Genomic DNA, 17,237 nt, shown 5'->3' on the forward strand with positions numbered 1-17,237 from the left:
TCGCGGAAGTGACCATGCGTAGTTCAGGAGGATGGCGATGACCACTCGGCACGAGGGGGTCCGGCTGCCGATGATGCAGCCGCTGCGCCGGCCCTCGATCATCGATCAGGCGGAGCTGGAACTGCGCAATGCCATCTACTACGGCGATCTGCGGCCGGGCGATGGGGTCCCGGAGGTGCAGGTCTCGCGGCAGATGGGCATCTCCCGCTCCTCGCTGCGAGAGGCGTGCCAGCGCCTGGTGCGCGACGGGCTGCTCACCCAGATCCCGGGGCGGGGTCTGTTCGTCACGCACATGGACGCCGAGACCATGTCGGACTTCATCGACTACCGCCTGGGCATCGAGATGCAGGCCGCCACGATCGTCGCCGATCGGGTCGCCGGTCTGCGGGAGGCCGGGAAACCGGAGGCGGCCGAGGCGCTCCTGTCGCCGCTGCGGGTCTCGATGGAGCGGAGCCGGGCCGCCCTGGCCGCCGAGGAGGTCATCGAGGCCGGCAACGCGGACCTCGACCTGCACCAGCAGATCGCCGAGATCGCCCGCAACCGCTTCCTGAGCACCGCGATGAACACCATCGTGATCCTCACGCGGATGGGCAGCTTCTCCGATCCCCTGGGCTTCGGCGTGCGCGCGGATCTGACCGCCACGCACGAGGCCCTGCTGGACGCGCTCTCCTCGGGAGACGATTCGCGAGCCCGCGCCCTGCTGCGCGAATCGCTGCAGGAGCTCGCCGGTCGGCTGCGTGCCGGCGCCGACGAGGACCTGGTGCGCGACCCGGACCTGCTCGAGAGCTCCGGCCCGGAGTGGACCACGATCGGCGAGGGCGGGCCGGCCTGACAGGGGACGGAGGCATGAGAAGGGCCCTTCCCGGCGGAGAAACCCGCAGGTGAAGGGCCCTTTTCTTGGGCGGAGACGAGAGGATTTGAACCTCCGAGGCGATTTTAGTCGCCTACTCCCTTAGCAGGGGAGCGCATTCGGCCGCTCTGCCACGTCTCCTGGTGCGCACGCTCGCGGCGTGGCACGCCGATACAGCATACGGGAGCACGTGGAGTGCGCCAAAGCGACAGCGCACCGATCACGTCACACCGGGGCGCGCGGGTCGATCATCCTCACGTCAGCGTGCGTGGCGCAGGATTCCCGCTCCGCCGGTTCACAGCTGCTCCGCCGGTTCACAGCTGCTCCGCCGGTTCACAGCTGCTCCGCCGGTTCACAGCTGCTCTGCCGGTTCACAGCCCGAGCTTCTCCCGCAGCAGCGTGATGTGCTTGGGCGTGCCGACGCGGTACTTCACGAACGTGAGGATCCCGTCGGCATCGATCGCGAAGCTCGAGCGGATCGTCCCTTCGACGAGCCTGCCGTACATGTTCTTCTCGCCCCAGGCGCCGTAGGCCTCCATCACCTCGTGGGTCTGGTCCGAGGCCAAGGTGTACGGCAGGTCCTGCTCGGCGACAAAGCGGTCCAGGTCCGGTACCGCGTCCGGCGAGATGCCCACCACGCGGTATCCGGCGTCGAGGAACAGCTGATGGTTGTCGCGCAGGTCGCAGGCCTGCGTCGTGCACAGCGAGGTGTTCGCGGCGGGGTAGAACCAGATCAGCGCCGGGGCCCCGCGCAGCTCGGCCAGGCTGACTCGGCCTCCCCCGGCTGTCGGCAGGTCGAAGTCGGGAGCGGCGTCGCCGACGGCGAGCTTCACGGGTGCGGCAGGCATGTCTCTCCTGGGAGGTGGGCGGGGCGGAATCAGCGGCGCGGACCGGCCGGCCCGTCGCGGCCGCTCCCGCGGGAACGGCGCCGCCCGAGGTACGTCTCGCGGAAGCGGCGCTCGGCGTGGCGGTCTCCGAGCAGCAGCAGTTTGCCGGGAGCCGAGGGAATGGACTCGGTGTCGTAGCTGAGGGTGCCGTCCTCGTCGGCCACGGCGACGATCAGGCAGCCGGTGCGGCGGTGGACCTCGGAGTTGCGCACCGAGCGCCGCACCAGCGAGGACGGCCGCGGCACGAGGAACAGCTCGTTGCCCTCGGCCACCAGCACGCGGTGGCTGAGCCCGGCGTGGTTCCACAGGTCGGTGGCGCCGATGGTCGCGTAGGACAGCACCCCGTCGGCGCCGGCGCGATAGAGGGTGGCGACGTTGCGCTCGTAGGTGGCGCGGGAGACGACCTGCAGCTCGGGCCGCAGCCGCCGGCAGAACAGGGTGAGATAGACGTTCAGGTCGTCGTCGCGAGCGGTGACCAGCACGGCGGAGGCCTTGTCGAGCCCGGCCCGACGCAGGATCCGCACGTCGGCGGCGTCGCCCTCGACGACGTCGTAGCTGGCCGTGCCCTCCAGGGCGGAGTACGAGTTCTGCACGCGGCCCGGGAGCTGTTCGACGATGGTGTTGGGCACGCCTTCGTCGGTGAGTCCGCGGGAGGCGGCACGGCCGACGCGGCCGCCGCCGATGATGATGACGGGATCCTCGGACTGCTCCTGGACCTGGAACTGCTCGTCGTAGGCGGCCAGCTCGTCCTTCTCGCCGGCGAGGATCAGCACGGTGGTGTCGGTGATCTTCAGCTCGGGCTTCAGGGGGCGCAGCCGGCCCTTGCGCATGATCGCGAGGATGCGCACGCACGAGCGCAGCTCGGAGATCGCCTCTCCGAGCGTCTTGCCGACCAGCGCGGTGCCGCGCGCGGCGGCTTCGGCGACGATCGTGTCCCCGAAGCTGCCGATGCGGTGGACGCGCCCGGTGGAGCCGAGCACACGGCCGGCCATCTCCTGACCCAGCACGGCTCCGAGCTCGAGGACGTGGTCGGCGCCGGCCAGACCCAGCACGTCCACGGAGACGGGCTTGCTGGCGGTGACCGCGATCGGCACGTCGCCGGCGCACTGACGGACGGTGAAGGCGACGTTCGTGTTCGCGGTGTCCGAGAGCGTCGAGACCACCAGCCGTGCCCGGTCGGCACCGGCGTTGCGGTACGTCAGGGCGGAGTCGAGGGGGCCGACGACGACGTGGCGGCCCTGGTCGTGCAGCTGCCCTGCCTCGATCGGGTCCTCGAGCACGACGACGGCGGGCACCTCGGAGCGCTCGGCGCGAGCGGCGAAGGCCTGGGTGACGGCGTCGGAGCCGACCAGGAGGACATGGCCGTGCAGCTGCGGCGGCACCTTGCGCGGGGTGCGCGAGGTACGGCGACGGTCCAGCCACGGGGTGACGATGTACTGGATGACGAAGAACGGGACGAGGACCAGGAGATAGACGACACCGCTCAGCAGGACGCCCAGGGAGAACAGGCGCCCGAGGTCCGTGTCGAAGGTGATGTCGCCGTAGCCGAGCGTCGACATCGTCGTGATCGCCCAGTACACGGCGCTGACCCAGGAGTGCTCCTGCCCCTCGATGTGCATGAGGCCCTTGAACAGGGCGGCGTAGCCGACCACCATCGCGAGCCCGATGGCCACGATCACCACACCGGCGCGAGATCGCCGACGGGCGATCGGGACACGGTCCCCGCGCCTGCGCTCCGCCTTCCACGCGCCCATGCGATTCCTCTCGAGAACAGTTCGGCTCCGACGCTGCGGGGCCTCTCCCCGCACCAGGCGAAAGCGTAGGCCCGCTGCGACGGCGGCACATAACGCTTGGTCGGACGATGAGCCCAAGACCACCAGCTTCGCCCCGGTGGAGGTCATTTCCGTGTCGTGATCGTGATGATCGCAGCCGCACGGAGCCCCGGGCCGGGGCGTGCGACTCGGGATCAGCCGGGGATCAGGAGCCCCCGGGCCCGCTCTGCCACGCGTGCGCGACCAGCTCACGAAGCACGTCGCTGTCCACGTCCTCGAGCTTCCTCACCCACACGCACCCGGCCCCTCGGCGGTGCGTGCCCAGCCGGTCCAGCAGCTCACCAGCGCGCGGGCCGTTCTGCAGTCCGTACAGGGCGAGATCCGCCGCGCGCGTGCTGAAACCGACGCGGAAGCTGTCTCCCTCCCGACCGGTGGCATAGACGTAGTGGTACTGCCCGAAGCCGATCATGCTGGGGCCCCACATCCTCGCCTGCTCCCCGGTGACACCGGTGAACAGCTCCAGCAGCTCTGCCCCCTCCCGTCGGCGACGGTCCCCGAGGCCCTCCAGGAACTGCTGCGGGGAGATGTCGGTGGGGCGCGTGGATCCCGAAGCGCGCGTGCCGGTGGTCCGCCGACCGCCCGTGGCCGCGGGGGCGCCTGCATCGGTCACGGTGAAGGTGGCGGTGCGCCGCTGCGGGGCCGGGGGCTCGCGCATGCTCATGCCGTGCTCCTCGAGCGCCGACTGCAGCCGTCTGCCGGCGGCGGGCCCGACGCCGTGCAGCTGCGCCAGATCGGGCCAGTCCGCCCCTGCGAGTGATCGGAGCGTCGTCAGGCCCTGCTCGGCGAGCGCGCGAGCAGCCGGCCGCCCCACTCCCGGGATGTCACCGATCAGGCCGTCCGGACCGCTCATGGAGCTCACCGTAGTGCTCGGCCGCAGTCGCCGTCGATCCTCGCGGCACGAACCGGGTGGGCAGGCCGATCCGTGCGGGCCCGTCGGACGTGCCGCCATCCCGTCGCAGCAGGTCGATCGCTTGGACGCCCATCTCGTAGCGCGGGACGCGCACCGTGCTGAGGCCGGGAGTCACCAGCGCGGCGAACTCGATGTCGTCCCAGCCCACGACGCTGATCTGGCCGGGCACCGCCACGCCGAAGCCCCGCAGCCGTTCCATCAGCGCCAGTGCCATCAGGTCGTTGTAGACCAGCACCGCGGTGACATCCGTCTGCAGGACGGCCTCGGCCCCCTGTCTGCCGCCCTCGACCGTCGGGGCGAACGAGCCCAGGTCGGTCCACTCGGTACCGATCTCGGCGCAGATCTCCTCGATCACGGCGCGCCGGACGGTGTCGGAGCGGCTGACCCTGGGGCCGCCGACGTAACCGAGGCGGCGGTGGCCCATCCGGCGCAGGTGCCGGATCGCGGCGGGGATGCCCGGGGTCACGTCGGCGAACACGCCTGGCAGGTCCGGGGAGACACGGTTGACGAGACTGAGCGGCGTCATGGAGGCAGCCTCCTCCAGTGCGCTCTCGTCCATCCGGCTGGAGCAGAGCACGATGCCGTCGACCTGGCCGGCCAAGGTGCGCACCAGCGGCAGCTCCCCCTCCGGGCTCTCGCCCGCGTCGGTGATCAGCAGCTGCGCACCCACGTGGTGCGCACGCGCCTGGGCGCCCTTGAGCACGGCCGGGAAGAACGGGTTCTCCAGGTCCGGGACGATCACCCCGTAGACGCCGTACCGGCCGGTGATCAGCGCACGCGCAGTGCGATTGGGGCTGTATCCGAGGTCGGCCGCGGCGGCGCGGACCCGTTCGCGAGTGCTCTCGCCGACCATCTCGGGGCGCTGGAACACGCGGGAGACGGTCGCGATCGAGACCCCGGCGCGGGCCGCCACGTCCTTCAGCGTGATCGCCATCCGGTGCCTCCGTCTCCTCCGCCCGGGCACGTCGGCCCGATCTGCAAAGTTTGCAGTCTCACCGCATCCTACGTCGCGGAATGCCCTGTCGCGCAGGCACGGGATATGCAATCGTTTACGGTGTGAGGGTTCGGAACGCTGACGTCCGCAGACCTCGCCACACGTTCCCTGCCAACGCCTCGGCAGACCTCGCCCACCCTCGACCCGTGCTCGATCGGAGACACCCATGACCCTGCGCACCGATTCCCTCGAGGCCGGCATCCGCTACGACGGATCTGCCCGCCACCTGCACCTGACAGCTCGCTCCTCGGACGCCCTCGCCCCCTTCGAGGGCGAGACCACGGCCGCCGGGGACGTGCACGAGCTGACCGGCCCGCTGTCCACCACCAACGCGAAGGCCCTGCAGGCCGCATTCCCCGTGCTTCGCCCGCAGCTGATCTCCGGGCATCGCACCTCCGTGGGAACCGGCGACCGCACCGGCCTGGCGACGCCGGGCCAGGCGCGCGCCTTCGGTGCCGCCGGCGGAGACGTGATGCCCGTGCTCGCCCAGCAGTCGATCCGCGAGATGGACCGCCTGGGCCGCAGCGCCCAGTCCGTCATGGACGAAGCGGTCTTCGGACTGCTCGAGGCCGGCTGGGACCGCGGCTTCGGGGCCGACTGCGACCACATCAAGAGCACCGACGGCATCGACCGCGGGCTCGCAGCCGGCTTCACGATGTTCACCCTCGATCCGGGGGACCTCGTCGCCGACGTGACCGGCGGCGTCAGCGAGGCCGACGCCGCCGCCCTCCCCTGGGATCAGCTCGAGGACTCCCTGGCCGCCGTGAGGACGCGGTACGTCGGGATGACCGTGGACGTCGGCCACTCCCAGATCGAGGTCACCGAGGAGGACGTGCTGACGGCCGCGGTGAAGTACGGCCGCGCGGTGGTGGAGGCGATCCGCCTGTACCGCCACGCCACCGAGAACGCCCAGCACGAGATCGAGATCGAGATCGCCGTCGACGAGACCGCGTGGCTGACCACGTTCTTCGAGCACTACTACCTGGCCTCGGAGCTGAAGCGCCTGGGGGCCTCATGGTTCAGCTTCGCCCCGCGCTACGTCGACGGCTTCGAGAAGGGGCTGGACTTCCTGGGCGACACCGAGGAGCTGCGCACCAACCTCGAGGCCCACCACGCGATCTCCGAGCAGTTCGGCGGCTACAAGATCTCGCTGCACTCGGGCTCGGACAAGTTCTCGATCTACCCGCTGTGCGTCGAGGCCACCGACGGACACGTGCACCTGAAGACCTCGGGCACCAGCTACCTGTGCGGACTCGAGATCGTCGCCGCGCACGATCCGGAGCTGTTCGCGGCGATCTGGGACATCTCCCGCGCCTCCTACGTCAAGGCCCGCGCGAGCTACCAGGTCTCCGCCCAGGAGGACCGCACCCCGACCTCGCTGGACGGCGTGGACCTCGTGGAGCTGATCCGCTCGGACGACGCCCGCCAGATCCTCCACGTCGGCTACGGCGACTCGCTGAACGGGACCGACGCCGCCGGCGCCTCGATCCACGACCGCTTCCTCGAGGTGGTCACCGCGCACCAGGAGCAGCACACCGACATCGTCGCCGAGCACATCGGCAGGCACCTCGCCCCGTTCGCCGCGGGAACCACAGGACGCTGACCCCGAGCCACCGGCTGCCGGTTGCTGGGCTGGCTGCTGGTGCCAGCCGCTGGCTGCTGGCTGCTGGCTGCTGGCTGCTGGCTGCTGGCTGCTGGCTGCTGGCTGCTGAGGGAGGGTGGCACGAACTTGTAGCTGAGCGGCACGCGCCCTCCCCTCACAGGGGTCGCGGGCCGCTCAGCTACACCTTTTTGCCACCGGCCCGCGGCGCCGTGCCGTCGAGCAGGACCGGCCCCACGCTGTGCACCGCGCAGGGTGGGCTGCGCAGGTCAGGCCACGCAGGTCAGGAGATCGACCGCTTGGGCATCGTCCACGGCACCACGACCAGGAGGATGACCAGCAGCGTCGCCAGCAGCGCCCCGATGACGGCGGCCTCCACGCGGCCCAGGACCACGTCGACGACGAACACGGCGACGCCCGTCAGCAACAGCGCCAGCAGCACGATCGCCGCCATCAGCAGCCGGTTGGCGATGCGCACCATCTCGTCCTTGACGCGCTGGCGGAACAGGCGCCGGTGGATCCCGACCGGGGTGAGCAGCAGGGCGACGATCACCAGCGCCAACAGCAGCAGTCCGAGGTACAGGTAGATCTGGAACTGATCGAGCTGGTCGAAGCGGGACTGGAAGGGCAGCACGATAAGGAAGGCGGCGAGGATCTGCGACCCCGTCTGGAGCACGCGGATCTCCTGGAGCAGCTCGTTCCAGTTCCGATCGAGCTTCTGGGCCTCGGTCTCGTCACGGCTGTATCCCCAGCCGACCTCGGGTGACTCCTGCTCCGCGCGCATGGCCGTCAGTGTAGGGACGGTGGTCGTGGAGCGCGAGGCCGAGCGGTAGGTGCCAGGATGAGGGTACGAGCGTCGGAAGGAGACGGTGGTGCTGGGTTCGTTGATCTGGACGGCGTTCTGGTGGGCGGTGTACCTGCTGGTGTTCCGGCAGGACCGTCGGCGGGTGCGCAACGGGGTGCTGCTGCTGATCGCCCTGAACGCGAGCGTCTCGCTGGTGACTCAGCTCGTCTCCACGCTGCCTCTGGGCAATCTGTTCGCCCTCGCCGTGGGGATCGTCTCGCTGCTGGGCGTGCTCGCCCTCGGCGTGTTCATGGTCGCCAACGGGCTGACGATGGTGCGCAAGGAGGGGCGCTCGCTGGGCAACCTGCTGTCGGGTCTTGCCGGGGCTGCTCTGCTCGCCGCTCCCTGGGTCGCGGCCGCCCTGGTGCTGACGATGGCGCCGCTCGCGATCGGTGCCGGTGCCCTGCTGGCGCTGGTCTCGGTGCACGTGGGCATCGCGTTCCTGGTTTTCCTGTGCGCCTCGGTGCCCTACCAGCTCTTTCCTCGGCAGCTGGAGACCACCGGCATCATCGTCCACGGCTCGGGGCTGATCAACGGGAAGGTCAGCAAGTTGCTGCGGGGACGCCTTGATCGTGCGGTCGCCGAGCGGGACCGGCTGCTGGCGGCGGGTCTCGACCCGTTGCTGGTCCCCTCCGGCGGCAAGGGCGAGGACGAGCTGCGCCCGGAGGGCGAGGCGATGGCCGAATACCTGATCGACGAGGTCGGGATCCCCGCCGATCGGGTGCACGCCGAGACCGAATCCCGCACCACCGAGGAGAACGTGATCCTCTCCCACCGGATCCTCGACGAGGCCGGCCACCAGGGGCCGTACATCGTCGCGACCTCTCGGTACCACGCCTTCCGCGCCGCCCTGCTGGCGCGACGGCTGGGCTTCGCCGATGAAGCCGTCGGCGGGCGCACTGCCTTCTACTACGTACCCAGCGCCACCCTGCGCGAGTTCATCGCAGTGATGTCGTACCACAAGGTGTGGAACGCGGTGCTGCTGCTCCCGTCTCTGGCGTTCGTGGCCCTACTGGTCAGAGCAGCTTTCCTGGCGCCCTGAGGAGAGCACGGTCCCGCTGCGGGTCGAAGCCCTGCGGCGGGCCGAACGCTCCTTCACGGCAACTGGTCGGACCCGACAGTCGTTCAGCCGCGCTCGTCCAGGGCGCGCACGCCCCGCCACGCGGCGGGGATCAGCAGGGCGGCGAGCAGCGCCTTGACCACGCCGCCGGGGATGAACGGCCACACTCCAGCGGCCAGGATGCCGCCGAGACCGAGCTCCGCGCCCATCACGGCGTTGAGGATCATCGCCAGGTAGGGCACGCCGATCAGGAACGGGACGGCGCTGGCGGCGATGAAGCCGGCCATGGCCCCGAGCGGCCTGCGGTCCCAGGCGCGCTCGGCGAACCAGCCGGCCACGAAGGCCGCGGGCACGAAGCCCAGGATGAACCCGAAGCTGGGCGAGAGCACCGCGGCGGGGCCGCCGGTGAACTCCGCGAAGATCGGGGCTCCGGCCAGGCCGGCGAGCAGGTAGGTGAGCATCGCGGCAGCACCACGGCGAGAGCCCAGGGCGGCACCGACGAGGATCACCCCGAGGGTCTGCCCTGTGATCGGGACCAGGGGCAGCGGGATCGTGACCTGCGCGAGGAGTGCGACCACGGCGGTTCCCGCCAGGACCAGGACGGCATCGCGCAGGCGGGTGCGGTGCGGGGTCAGGGCGTCGGCCAGGACGGGACGGCGGGCCGGGACGGCGATCGCGGACATCGGGCTCCTCAGGGTGATGGTCGGCGGAAGAGGACAGCCTAGAACACGCGGGGCCTCACCGGCTTCTCACGCTCACCTGCCCGCCGTCTGCCGCGGATCCCTCGCCCGCGCGGTTCGCGTGGCGTGATCACAGTCGCGCGATGACGCCGAGCTCGGTGCGGGTCCACCAGTTCCCCGTCTCCCGCCGTTCGGCGGCGGTGGCGTAGCGGTACTCGTAGTACTTCACGCGCAGGGCGGTCGGTGCGGCGCCGTCGAAAGGGTCGGTGCGCAGCAGCCGGCGGATCGCGGGGTCGCCCTCGCGCAGCTTCTCCAGCAGCGCCACGAACCAGGCCTGGGCGCCGGGGCGCAGCGCGAGGAACCACATCTGCCAGTCCAACCGCAGGTGATACGGCGCGAACTGGCGCGAGCGCCGTCGCACGTCGCCGGGCTTGCCCTTGAACTCGTAGGGCCGCCAGGCCTCGTCGTCGGCCGATTCGGGGTCCTCGGCCAGGGTGCCCTCGATGACCACTTCGAAGCGGCGCTCGGCCATGGAGCCGAAGGCACCGTAGGCGTTGACCAGATGGAAGCGGTTGAAGCTGGCGTTCATCAGCTGGTACCGGGAGAAGAGGTTCTTCAGCGGCTTCCAGCTCAGCACGGCGAGGAACGCGAACACGGCGATGATCAGGAGGTGCCACCACAGCGGCGAGGCCTCGCCGCCTTCCGTGCCCGTCGCGCCGTCGGGCCCGAGCGGGAGGTTCTGCCAGCCCCAGCCCGGCCAGGGGCCGCCGACGATCCAGCGCAGGAAGGAATCGCTGATCGCGGAGAAGGCGACGATGATCGTCAGCCAGTTCAGCCAGGCATAGTTGCCGGTGACCACCAGGTACAGCTGGCTGAGGATGACCAGGACGGCCGCGATCGAGGCGATGGGCTGGGGCAGGAGCACCAGCCAGATCACGCCCAGCTGGATCGCGTGGCTGCCCAGTACCTCGAGGCGGTGCCACCAGTGGGGTGTCAGATGCGCCCGGCGGCTGAGCGGGTTGGGCATCGGCTGGGTCTGGTGGTGATGGTCCATCGCGGTCAGGTCGCGCCAGGACTGATCCCCGCGCATCTTGATCATCCCGGCACCGAACTCGAGCCGGATCAGCATCCAGCGCAGGAACCACAGGATCAGCAGCGGCGGCGCGACCTCGTGCGAGCCCAGGAAACCGACGATGAAGCCGCACTCCAGCAGCATCGACTCCCAGCCGAAGCTGTAGAACGTCTGACCGACGGAATGGATCGAGAGGTAGAGACCCCACATGATCAGGAACACCGGGATCGTGGTCCACGCCGGCCCCAGCTGGGCGATGCCGAGCACGACGGACAGGCCCAGCACGATGCCCACCACGCACATGATCCGCAGCAGCCGGTCGCTGTAGGGGGTGCGCCGCCAGTGGAACAGGCTCGGCGCGTGACGCGCGCCGGGCCGCTCGAGATACTCCGGCACAGGCAGCAGGCCCCGCTCCCCCAGCAGCGCCGGGAACTGGTTCAGGGTGGAGAGGAAGGCGAGCACGAACACGGCGGCGACGCCGCGCAGGATGACCTCGCGGGCGATCGTGTAGTCGTGCCCGTCCAGCAGTGCCAGCCAGTTCGTCCACTCCACGGTGCTCACCTCCGGGTCTCGGATGCTCTTTGATTGTGCCCCGGTCGGCGGCCGACGTCAGCTGACCCGTCCGACCGGTTCCACGGTGCCGGGTCAGCCTCGGCGCCGCTCCGGCCCGGACAGCGCGAAGGCCTCGGCCCAGTGGGCGGGGTCCACGTCCCGGGGAAGGGCGCGAGGGTGATAGCCGAAGCGGTCGCAGAAGGTACGGGCCTGCCGGGCGGTCAGTCCCCCGCTGCGGCGCAGGATCTGTTCGATCCCGCGGCCGGGCCCGGTGAAGACGTCCCGTACCAGCCGGTGGTATGCCCGACGGTCCGCAGCCGGAACGAGCGGCTCCCGCCGACGGCGGATGATCAGCAGGCCGGAGTCGACGCTGGGCCGGGGCCTGAAGGCTGTCGCGGGGATCCGGCGGTCCAGGGAGACCTCGAACCACGGCCACCACTGCGCGGTCATCATGGTCGCCCCGCCCACGCCGGCGCGCTTGCGCGCGACCTCCCATTGCGTGATGACCAGGGCGTCGCTCCAGCCGCCGGCGCGGAACAGATGCCGCAGGGCGGGAGTGGTGAGGTGATAGGGCAGGTTGGCCACGAGCGTGGACCCCGCCGGCGGGGCATGGCGCAGGATGTCGCCGCACCGGACGGCGACGTGTGCCGGGACTCGCCGGGACAGCGCGTGTGCGGCGCGCTCGTCGATCTCGACCGCCTCGAGCGGTCGGCCCAGACGGGACAGCGGCAGGGTCAGGGCGCCGTCGCCGGCGCCCCACTCGACGATGGCGCCGTCGGTGTGGGCGACGAGCTCGACAATGCGGCCGATGACACGGCGGTCGCGCAGGAAGTTCTGGCCCAGTTCATGGGCTCCGGGAGGGTGACGATGCACGGTGGCTCCTCGGGGAAAGGCAGGAGCCGGGCAGCATGAAGCGCCGCCCGGCGGTGGACCGGGGGCGGCGCGGAATCGTCAGAGGGTAGTCGGGATCCGCGCCGTCAGCGGCGGCGGATCCGAACGAATATCGAGGCACTCATGAAGACGACGGTACGAACGAGTGCGGAGGGGAGCAATGGAATTTCTGGTCGGCGGTCCCTGCGCATGGGCACCCCGACCGCACTCGGCTCGCCACGGTCGCGGCCGTCATCTGCGGCAGCGCGGTGATCTGCGGCCGTCCGCTATCCGGTCAGGCCGGGCAATGACGGCACAGACAGATGCGGGGACACCGCCGTCCAGGCCCACCAGGTGGCGGCGGCCAGGACGAGGACGAACGTGAGGTTCCACAGCCAGGCCGGCAGCGGCGAGAGCTGGGCGAGCTGGGCCGGGTCATCCGAACGGCCGCCTGAGCTCATCACGGCGCCCAGGTGGCGCCACGCGCCGATCAGCAGGAACGCGCCTGCGGCGAGGGTGATCAGGGCATTCAGCGCCGCGCCGCCCCACCACCAGGCGGCACCGACGCCGGCGGCCGTGGCGAGCACCGCCAGCAGCGTGTGGCCTGAGCGGGTGAACACGAGCGAGAGGACCAGCACCACGAAAGCGGCGAACAGGGCGGTGCGAGCCCATCCGTGCAGAGCGATCTGGATCAGCAGCGTCCCGAGGATGGCGGGGGCCGGATAGCCGGCCCAGGTCGAGGCGAGGCGGCCCAGGCCGCGACGGGGGCCGACGGTCACGGCGTGGCCGGACATGTCGGCGCTGACGACGAAGCCGGTGAAGCGGCGGCCGACCAGGATGCCGATGGCGGCATGGCCGAGCTCGTGGACGATGGTCACTGCGAGCCGTGCGAGTCGCCACACGGACGGCAGCACCACGGCGGCGAGCGCCGCGGCGAGGGAGAGCATGATCCACCAGCCCGGCTCGGGTGCCGTGCCGGGGGCGACGCGCTCCCAGATCTCACCGGCAAGGTTCTGCAGATCCATCCGGCCATGGTGCCAGTCGCGCCGAGGGGGTACCTGGGAGTGGAACCCGACTGTCCGGGGGCAGGTCACGGAGGTTCGGTGGACGACGTGTGAAATCTCTTCGGCCGGCGCATCCGCGCCGTACGGTGACGCCCATGGGAACCCGCGCCGTTGTGCCCGCACGCGTCTCGCTGACGATTCTCGCTGCAGGCGGGGTTCTGCTGCTTCCCGCACTGCCCCGCGAATCACACCTGACCGGACAGATGTATCCGGAGGTCTCGCACCTCGTGATCCCCTATGCGGTCGCTGCTGATCTCACGGTTCTCAGCGGCCTCGTGGTCCTCCTGGCGCTCTGGCGACTCCTCGCGCTCGCTGCCGGCGATCGAGCGTTCACGAGCGCGTCGCTGACATGGCTGCACGTGCTCAGGCTCGCGATCGCTCTGATGGCCGCGTTCCCCGTCATCGTGGCGCTGCATCTGCTGGTGGTCGTCTCGCTCGGCGGGCCGGGTGTGGTGCTCGCCCTGGGCGCCGGGGTGGCAGGGGGCGCAGCGGGCTTCTTCGTGGTGACCGTGATGCGCGAGGTCGTACGCGCCGAGGTGGTCGCCCGCCGCCCGTGAAGAGCACACGTGCCGCCCCGTCCGCGCGGCACCATGGCACACTGTGCCGATCCGTCGACGCCGATCGATCGGCGCCCATCCCAGGAACCAGGTGGCCCCCGCGATGCCGGATCTCGACCCCGCTCTCGCCCGCTGGATCACGGCACCGGGCGAGGATCCGCAGAATCCTCTGCTTCGTACCGTGTTCGACCTGCCCGCGCCGCCGGTCTCTGCCCGTCTGCTGGTTACGGGGCTCGGTACGTTCCGTACCTATCTCAACGGTGCTGCGACCTCCGGGGCCCGCCTGGATCCGGGCCTGACGGACCCGCGACGCCGGGTGCAGGTGTGTGACCTCGATGTCACCACGCTGCTGGCAGCGGGCCCCAACGCGCTGGGCATCGAGCTCGGGCGTGGCTTCCACGGGATGCGCACGCCGAACGTCTGGCGCTGGGAGCAGGCGCCCTGGCGCGGTCCGGTGCGGGCCTGGGCGCATCTGGAGATCGAGCTCGCCGACGGCAGCTCCCGATCCATCGCCACCGACGAGGGGTGGCGGACCCGGCCGGGGCCCATCGTCGAGGACTCGATGTACGAGGGCGAGACGTTCGCCCCCGAGGAGGCGCCCGAGGCGTGGCGGCTGCCGGACTACGACGACTCCGCGTGGCACCCGGTGCTCGTGGATTCGCCCGGCACGGGTTCCCGGATCAGGACGGCCGCACCGGCTCCGCTCCTGCAGGTCCAGGAGCAGGAGCCGGTGGTCGTCCAGGGCGAGTTCACCCCGGCCGTGGTGTCCTCGAGCCCCGAGTGCATCGTCCTGGACATGGGCCGCGTGCTCGCCGGCTGGAGCCGGTACCAGCTCGCAGCTGAGGTGGGCCTCGACGCGGAACCGGTCGAGTTCGTGGCCCGGCACGGAGAGAAGCTGCGCGATGACGGCACGGTCGATGACGACAACGAGCACATCTACACCGACCGCTTCCAGGAGGACCGGGTGCGCCTGGAACCGGCCTTCGCCCGGTCTTTCGAGCCGCAGCACAGCTACAAGGGATTCCGGTTCGTCCAGCTGGAGCCGCTTCGCGGTGACCTCGGCGGTCTCGAAGTCACCGGCGTGCTCGCCCACGCGGACCTCGCCCCCGCCAGCACGCTGAGCTCCTCCGACACCTACCTGGAGCGGTTCGATACGGCGATGAGGGCCTCGCTGGCCAACAACATGCACCATGTGCCCACCGACACCCCGATGCACGAGAAGAACGGGTGGACCGGGGACGCACTGACCTCCCTGGCGGCGATGGTCACGAGCTTCGACATGCATCGGATGCTGCGCAAATGGGCCAGAGACCAGGCAGACACGCAACGCGCCGACGGGTCGCTGGCCGTGATCGCGCCGACCCCCGGATGGGGCTACGAGGAGCTCTCCCCCGCCCCGGAGTGGACCACACTGCTGCCCGTGCTGCTCGAAGAGCTGGCCGTGGAGTACGGGGACACGGAGGCAGTGCGCGAGCACGGGCCGGAGGCCACGGAATATCTGGACTACGAGCTCTCACGCCGCGATGAGGACGGTCTCATCTCCGGTGTGCTCGGTGACTACCTCACGCCCGGCAGTCCCGGTCCGGCACCGGAGGACAAGCGGCTGACGGCCAGCCTTTTCGTCGCCAGGGCCCTGCGTGCCCTCGCCCACGCGATCGAGCTCGCGGCCACCGCCGGCGGGGAGACTCCTGGCCGCGCTCCGGTCAGCGGTGGGGAGACTCCTGGGCACGCTCCGGTCAGCGGCGGCGCTCCGGTCAGCGACGGCGAGCCGGTCAGCCACGCTCCCTCAGCCGGGGATGACGAAGCGGTCGGGGGCGGCCTCCCCGCGCCCGCTGAGCTGCGCCGGCACGCGTCCCGGCTCGAGGCCGCGGTCAACGACGTCTTCCTCGACACCGAGCATGGCCTGTACCGCGACCCGGGCTCGAATCAGTACCGCCAGACCAGCAATCTGCTGCCGCTGGCCTTCGGGATCGTGCCCGAAGAGCACATCCAGCGCGTCGTGGCGGGCCTGGTCGCGGACATCGAGGCGCGCCGGGACCATCACGACTGCGGGCACATCGGGGTGCGGTACCTGCTGCCGGTACTTTCCGAGCACGGCCACGGGGACCTGGCGCTGCGGGTGCTGTCCGCTCCCACGGCACCGGGGTGGCGGGCTTGGCTCGCCGCCGGCAACTCGACCTTCATGGAGATGTGGGAGAACCCGCGCTCGTGCTCGCACTACTTCATGGGCACGCCGGTGACCTGGATCCACGAGCACGTGGCCGGGCTGCGGCGCGGGCGCGATGGCTGGCGGGAGTTCCTGGTCGCCCCCGATCCCGATGTCCCCGTCGGCCGCGTCGCATTGACCCGCCGCACCCGCCATGGCGAGATCGCGGTGGAGGTGGATCGCGAGGCCGCGACGGTGACCGTGACCGTGCCCGCCGGGACCCGCGCCCGAGTGGTGCTGCCGGGGATCGAGCAGGTCCTCGAGGCCGGCCGGCACACCATCGGGCGCCCGGCACCGTGACACGGACGACGCCCGCCGGTGCCGGCATGTGCCGGACCCGACGGGCGTCGTGGTCGTGACCGGGATCCGCGAGGCGGACCCGCCGGTCGTCAGGGCCGGTCAGTGACCGGCCGGAGCGCTCAGATGGAGCGGATGTTCACTGCCTGCATGCCCTTGGGGCCCTGCTCGGTCTCGAACTCCACTCGCTGGTTCTCCTCGAGGTCGCGGCGGCCGGTGCCGGCGATCGCGCTGAAGTGCGCGAACACATCGGCGGAGCCGTCCTCGGGGGCGATGAACCCGTAGCCCTTGTCGGAGTTGAACCAGGTGACGATGCCAGTAGCCATGGCGATATTCCTTCGTTGTCGTGAGCCACGTTCGTGACCCGTGTATCCGTGGCGACGGCGCCGCCGCGGATGGGTGGCACCCCGGGCGTCACGCCGACCGATGCGGTCGACGCTGCCCGTGCGGGGTGCAGGTGCGGCCTCCAGGGCCGCCTGAGCCGCGGCCAGCGACAGAAAGTCGCCGATGCGGCCGAACTGGGGCCCGTAGGCCGTGTGGACCGGCGCGTCAGCGCTGCTGACGACGTGGCCGGCGTACTCTCCGGCGAGCGTGGCGACATGGGTGTCGTGATCGGCTCGGAGCCAGGAGAGGGTGGGGTGCGCTGCAACGGTCGCGGGGGCGGCCGTCGGCGCGGACGTGAGGGGTGACGTGGGGACGTCGACGTGCGGGGAAAGTGCGGAGGAGGTGATGAAGTACCAATTTCGTAGATAGTGCGACGCGACCGTCGTCGGTCCGCCTCGAGAACGAGACGTCACGCGCCGTGCGATCATCCGCTCCCAGAGCACCCGATCTCCGCGACCCGGAGGTGCGGCGCGTGCTTCCCCCGCCGTGAGGCGGGATCGTGCGAACAACTGCATTGAGCCTACGGCATGGACGGGGATGCTCGTGCACGCGTGTGATCCATCGGACGGAGGACACCC

At 70.7% G+C, this 17,237-nt stretch carries 15 protein-coding genes and 1 tRNA gene; 5 read left to right on the plus strand and 11 right to left on the minus strand.

Annotated elements, in window-relative coordinates:
* Window positions 1-37: 37 nt before the first annotated feature.
* Window positions 38-832, plus strand: a complete 795-nt coding sequence (locus AC5020_RS05745; protein WP_464987543.1) for a GntR family transcriptional regulator — start codon at window positions 38-40, stop codon at window positions 830-832.
* 70 nt (window positions 833-902) lie between these two features.
* Here AC5020_RS05745 and AC5020_RS05750 read toward each other — a convergent pair.
* The 5 genes from AC5020_RS05750 to AC5020_RS05770 all read right to left on the minus strand — a co-directional run bounded on the left by AC5020_RS05750 (window position 903) and on the right by AC5020_RS05770 (window position 5,413).
* Window positions 903-991 (minus strand) — tRNA-Ser (locus tag AC5020_RS05750).
* Between the two features lie 230 nt (window positions 992-1,221).
* The gene (locus AC5020_RS05755) at window positions 1,222-1,698 is read right to left on the minus strand and encodes a peroxiredoxin (RefSeq protein ID WP_464987544.1); all 477 of its coding nucleotides are present in this window, start codon (window positions 1,696-1,698) and stop codon (window positions 1,222-1,224) included.
* A gap of 29 nt (window positions 1,699-1,727) precedes the next feature.
* Window positions 1,728-3,491: a potassium channel family protein gene (locus AC5020_RS05760; RefSeq protein WP_377793443.1), complete on the minus strand. Its 1,764-nt coding sequence runs from the start codon at window positions 3,489-3,491 to the stop codon at window positions 1,728-1,730.
* A gap of 223 nt (window positions 3,492-3,714) precedes the next feature.
* Window positions 3,715-4,419, minus strand: coding sequence for a helix-hairpin-helix domain-containing protein (locus AC5020_RS05765; RefSeq protein WP_377016055.1), 705 nt, complete (start codon window positions 4,417-4,419; stop codon window positions 3,715-3,717).
* A complete protein-coding gene (locus AC5020_RS05770) occupies window positions 4,391-5,413 on the minus strand; it encodes a LacI family DNA-binding transcriptional regulator (RefSeq protein WP_377016053.1) in 1,023 nt (340 codons plus the stop codon). The genes AC5020_RS05765 and AC5020_RS05770 overlap by 29 nt, the downstream gene beginning before the upstream one ends.
* A 226-nt stretch (window positions 5,414-5,639) precedes the next feature.
* Here AC5020_RS05770 and AC5020_RS05775 point away from each other — a divergent pair, with 226 nt between their 5' ends.
* Window positions 5,640-7,076: a tagaturonate epimerase family protein gene (locus AC5020_RS05775; protein WP_464987545.1), complete on the plus strand. Its 1,437-nt coding sequence runs from the start codon at window positions 5,640-5,642 to the stop codon at window positions 7,074-7,076.
* 280 nt (window positions 7,077-7,356) lie between these two features.
* Here AC5020_RS05775 and AC5020_RS05780 read toward each other — a convergent pair whose 3' ends face one another.
* A complete protein-coding gene (locus AC5020_RS05780) occupies window positions 7,357-7,857 on the minus strand; it encodes a DUF6328 family protein (RefSeq protein WP_464987546.1) in 501 nt (166 codons plus the stop codon).
* An 88-nt stretch (window positions 7,858-7,945) separates the two neighbouring features.
* Between AC5020_RS05780 and AC5020_RS05785 the strand changes: the two genes are divergently transcribed.
* Entirely contained in the window at window positions 7,946-8,959 is a 1,014-nt protein-coding gene (locus AC5020_RS05785) for a YdcF family protein (RefSeq protein WP_464987547.1), read from the plus strand.
* 83 nt (window positions 8,960-9,042) lie between these two features.
* Here AC5020_RS05785 and AC5020_RS05790 read toward each other — a convergent pair whose 3' ends face one another.
* The 4 genes from AC5020_RS05790 to AC5020_RS05805 all read right to left on the minus strand — a co-directional run bounded on the left by AC5020_RS05790 (window position 9,043) and on the right by AC5020_RS05805 (window position 13,176).
* Window positions 9,043-9,660 carry a biotin transporter BioY gene (locus AC5020_RS05790; protein ID WP_377016045.1) on the minus strand — a complete coding sequence of 206 codons (618 nt, stop codon included), beginning with the start codon at window positions 9,658-9,660 and terminating at the stop codon, window positions 9,043-9,045.
* 127 nt (window positions 9,661-9,787) lie between these two features.
* Window positions 9,788-11,281, minus strand: coding sequence for a lipase maturation factor family protein (locus tag AC5020_RS05795; RefSeq protein WP_464987548.1), 1,494 nt, complete (start codon window positions 11,279-11,281; stop codon window positions 9,788-9,790).
* A 93-nt stretch (window positions 11,282-11,374) separates the two neighbouring features.
* Complete coding sequence (erm, locus tag AC5020_RS05800; RefSeq protein WP_464987549.1) at window positions 11,375-12,154, minus strand: 23S ribosomal RNA methyltransferase Erm; 780 nt, start codon at window positions 12,152-12,154, stop codon at window positions 11,375-11,377.
* Between the two features lie 284 nt (window positions 12,155-12,438).
* On the minus strand, window positions 12,439-13,176 hold the full coding sequence (locus AC5020_RS05805) for a M50 family metallopeptidase (protein WP_377793451.1): 738 nt from the start codon (window positions 13,174-13,176) through the stop codon (window positions 12,439-12,441).
* Window positions 13,177-13,310: 134 nt separating this feature from the next.
* On the opposite strand from AC5020_RS05805, the gene AC5020_RS05810 reads away from it, so the two are divergent.
* Window positions 13,311-13,772 carry a DUF2975 domain-containing protein gene (locus tag AC5020_RS05810; protein ID WP_464987550.1) on the plus strand — a complete coding sequence of 154 codons (462 nt, stop codon included), beginning with the start codon at window positions 13,311-13,313 and terminating at the stop codon, window positions 13,770-13,772.
* A 103-nt stretch (window positions 13,773-13,875) separates the two neighbouring features.
* Window positions 13,876-16,278, plus strand: coding sequence for a family 78 glycoside hydrolase catalytic domain (locus AC5020_RS05815; RefSeq protein WP_464987551.1), 2,403 nt, complete (start codon window positions 13,876-13,878; stop codon window positions 16,276-16,278).
* Window positions 16,279-16,397: 119 nt separating this feature from the next.
* Here AC5020_RS05815 and AC5020_RS05820 read toward each other — a convergent pair whose 3' ends face one another.
* The gene (locus AC5020_RS05820) at window positions 16,398-16,601 is read right to left on the minus strand and encodes a cold-shock protein (protein ID WP_377016035.1); all 204 of its coding nucleotides are present in this window, start codon (window positions 16,599-16,601) and stop codon (window positions 16,398-16,400) included.
* Window positions 16,602-17,237 lie beyond the last annotated feature (636 nt).

It is taken from the genome of Brachybacterium sp. SYSU DS0246 (genome assembly GCF_059391765.1).

Bases quoted from the DNA above. Each gene is read 5' to 3' on its own strand.
- AC5020_RS05745 (WP_464987543.1), top strand. From the start codon at position 38: ATGACCACTCGGCACGAGGGGGTCCGGCTGCCGATGATGCAGCCGCTG.
- AC5020_RS05755 (WP_464987544.1), bottom strand. From the start codon at position 1,698: ATGCCTGCCGCACCCGTGAAGCTCGCCGTCGGCGACGCCGCTCCCGAC.
- AC5020_RS05760 (WP_377793443.1), bottom strand. From the start codon at position 3,491: ATGGGCGCGTGGAAGGCGGAGCGCAGGCGCGGGGACCGTGTCCCGATC.
- AC5020_RS05765 (WP_377016055.1), bottom strand. From the start codon at position 4,419: ATGAGCGGTCCGGACGGCCTGATCGGTGACATCCCGGGAGTGGGGCGG.
- AC5020_RS05770 (WP_377016053.1), bottom strand. From the start codon at position 5,413: ATGGCGATCACGCTGAAGGACGTGGCGGCCCGCGCCGGGGTCTCGATC.
- AC5020_RS05775 (WP_464987545.1), top strand. From the start codon at position 5,640: ATGACCCTGCGCACCGATTCCCTCGAGGCCGGCATCCGCTACGACGGA.
- AC5020_RS05780 (WP_464987546.1), bottom strand. From the start codon at position 7,857: ATGCGCGCGGAGCAGGAGTCACCCGAGGTCGGCTGGGGATACAGCCGT.
- AC5020_RS05790 (WP_377016045.1), bottom strand. From the start codon at position 9,660: ATGTCCGCGATCGCCGTCCCGGCCCGCCGTCCCGTCCTGGCCGACGCC.
- AC5020_RS05805 (WP_377793451.1), bottom strand. From the start codon at position 13,176: ATGGATCTGCAGAACCTTGCCGGTGAGATCTGGGAGCGCGTCGCCCCC.
- AC5020_RS05810 (WP_464987550.1), top strand. From the start codon at position 13,311: ATGGGAACCCGCGCCGTTGTGCCCGCACGCGTCTCGCTGACGATTCTC.
- AC5020_RS05815 (WP_464987551.1), top strand. From the start codon at position 13,876: ATGCCGGATCTCGACCCCGCTCTCGCCCGCTGGATCACGGCACCGGGC.
- AC5020_RS05820 (WP_377016035.1), bottom strand. From the start codon at position 16,601: ATGGCTACTGGCATCGTCACCTGGTTCAACTCCGACAAGGGCTACGGG.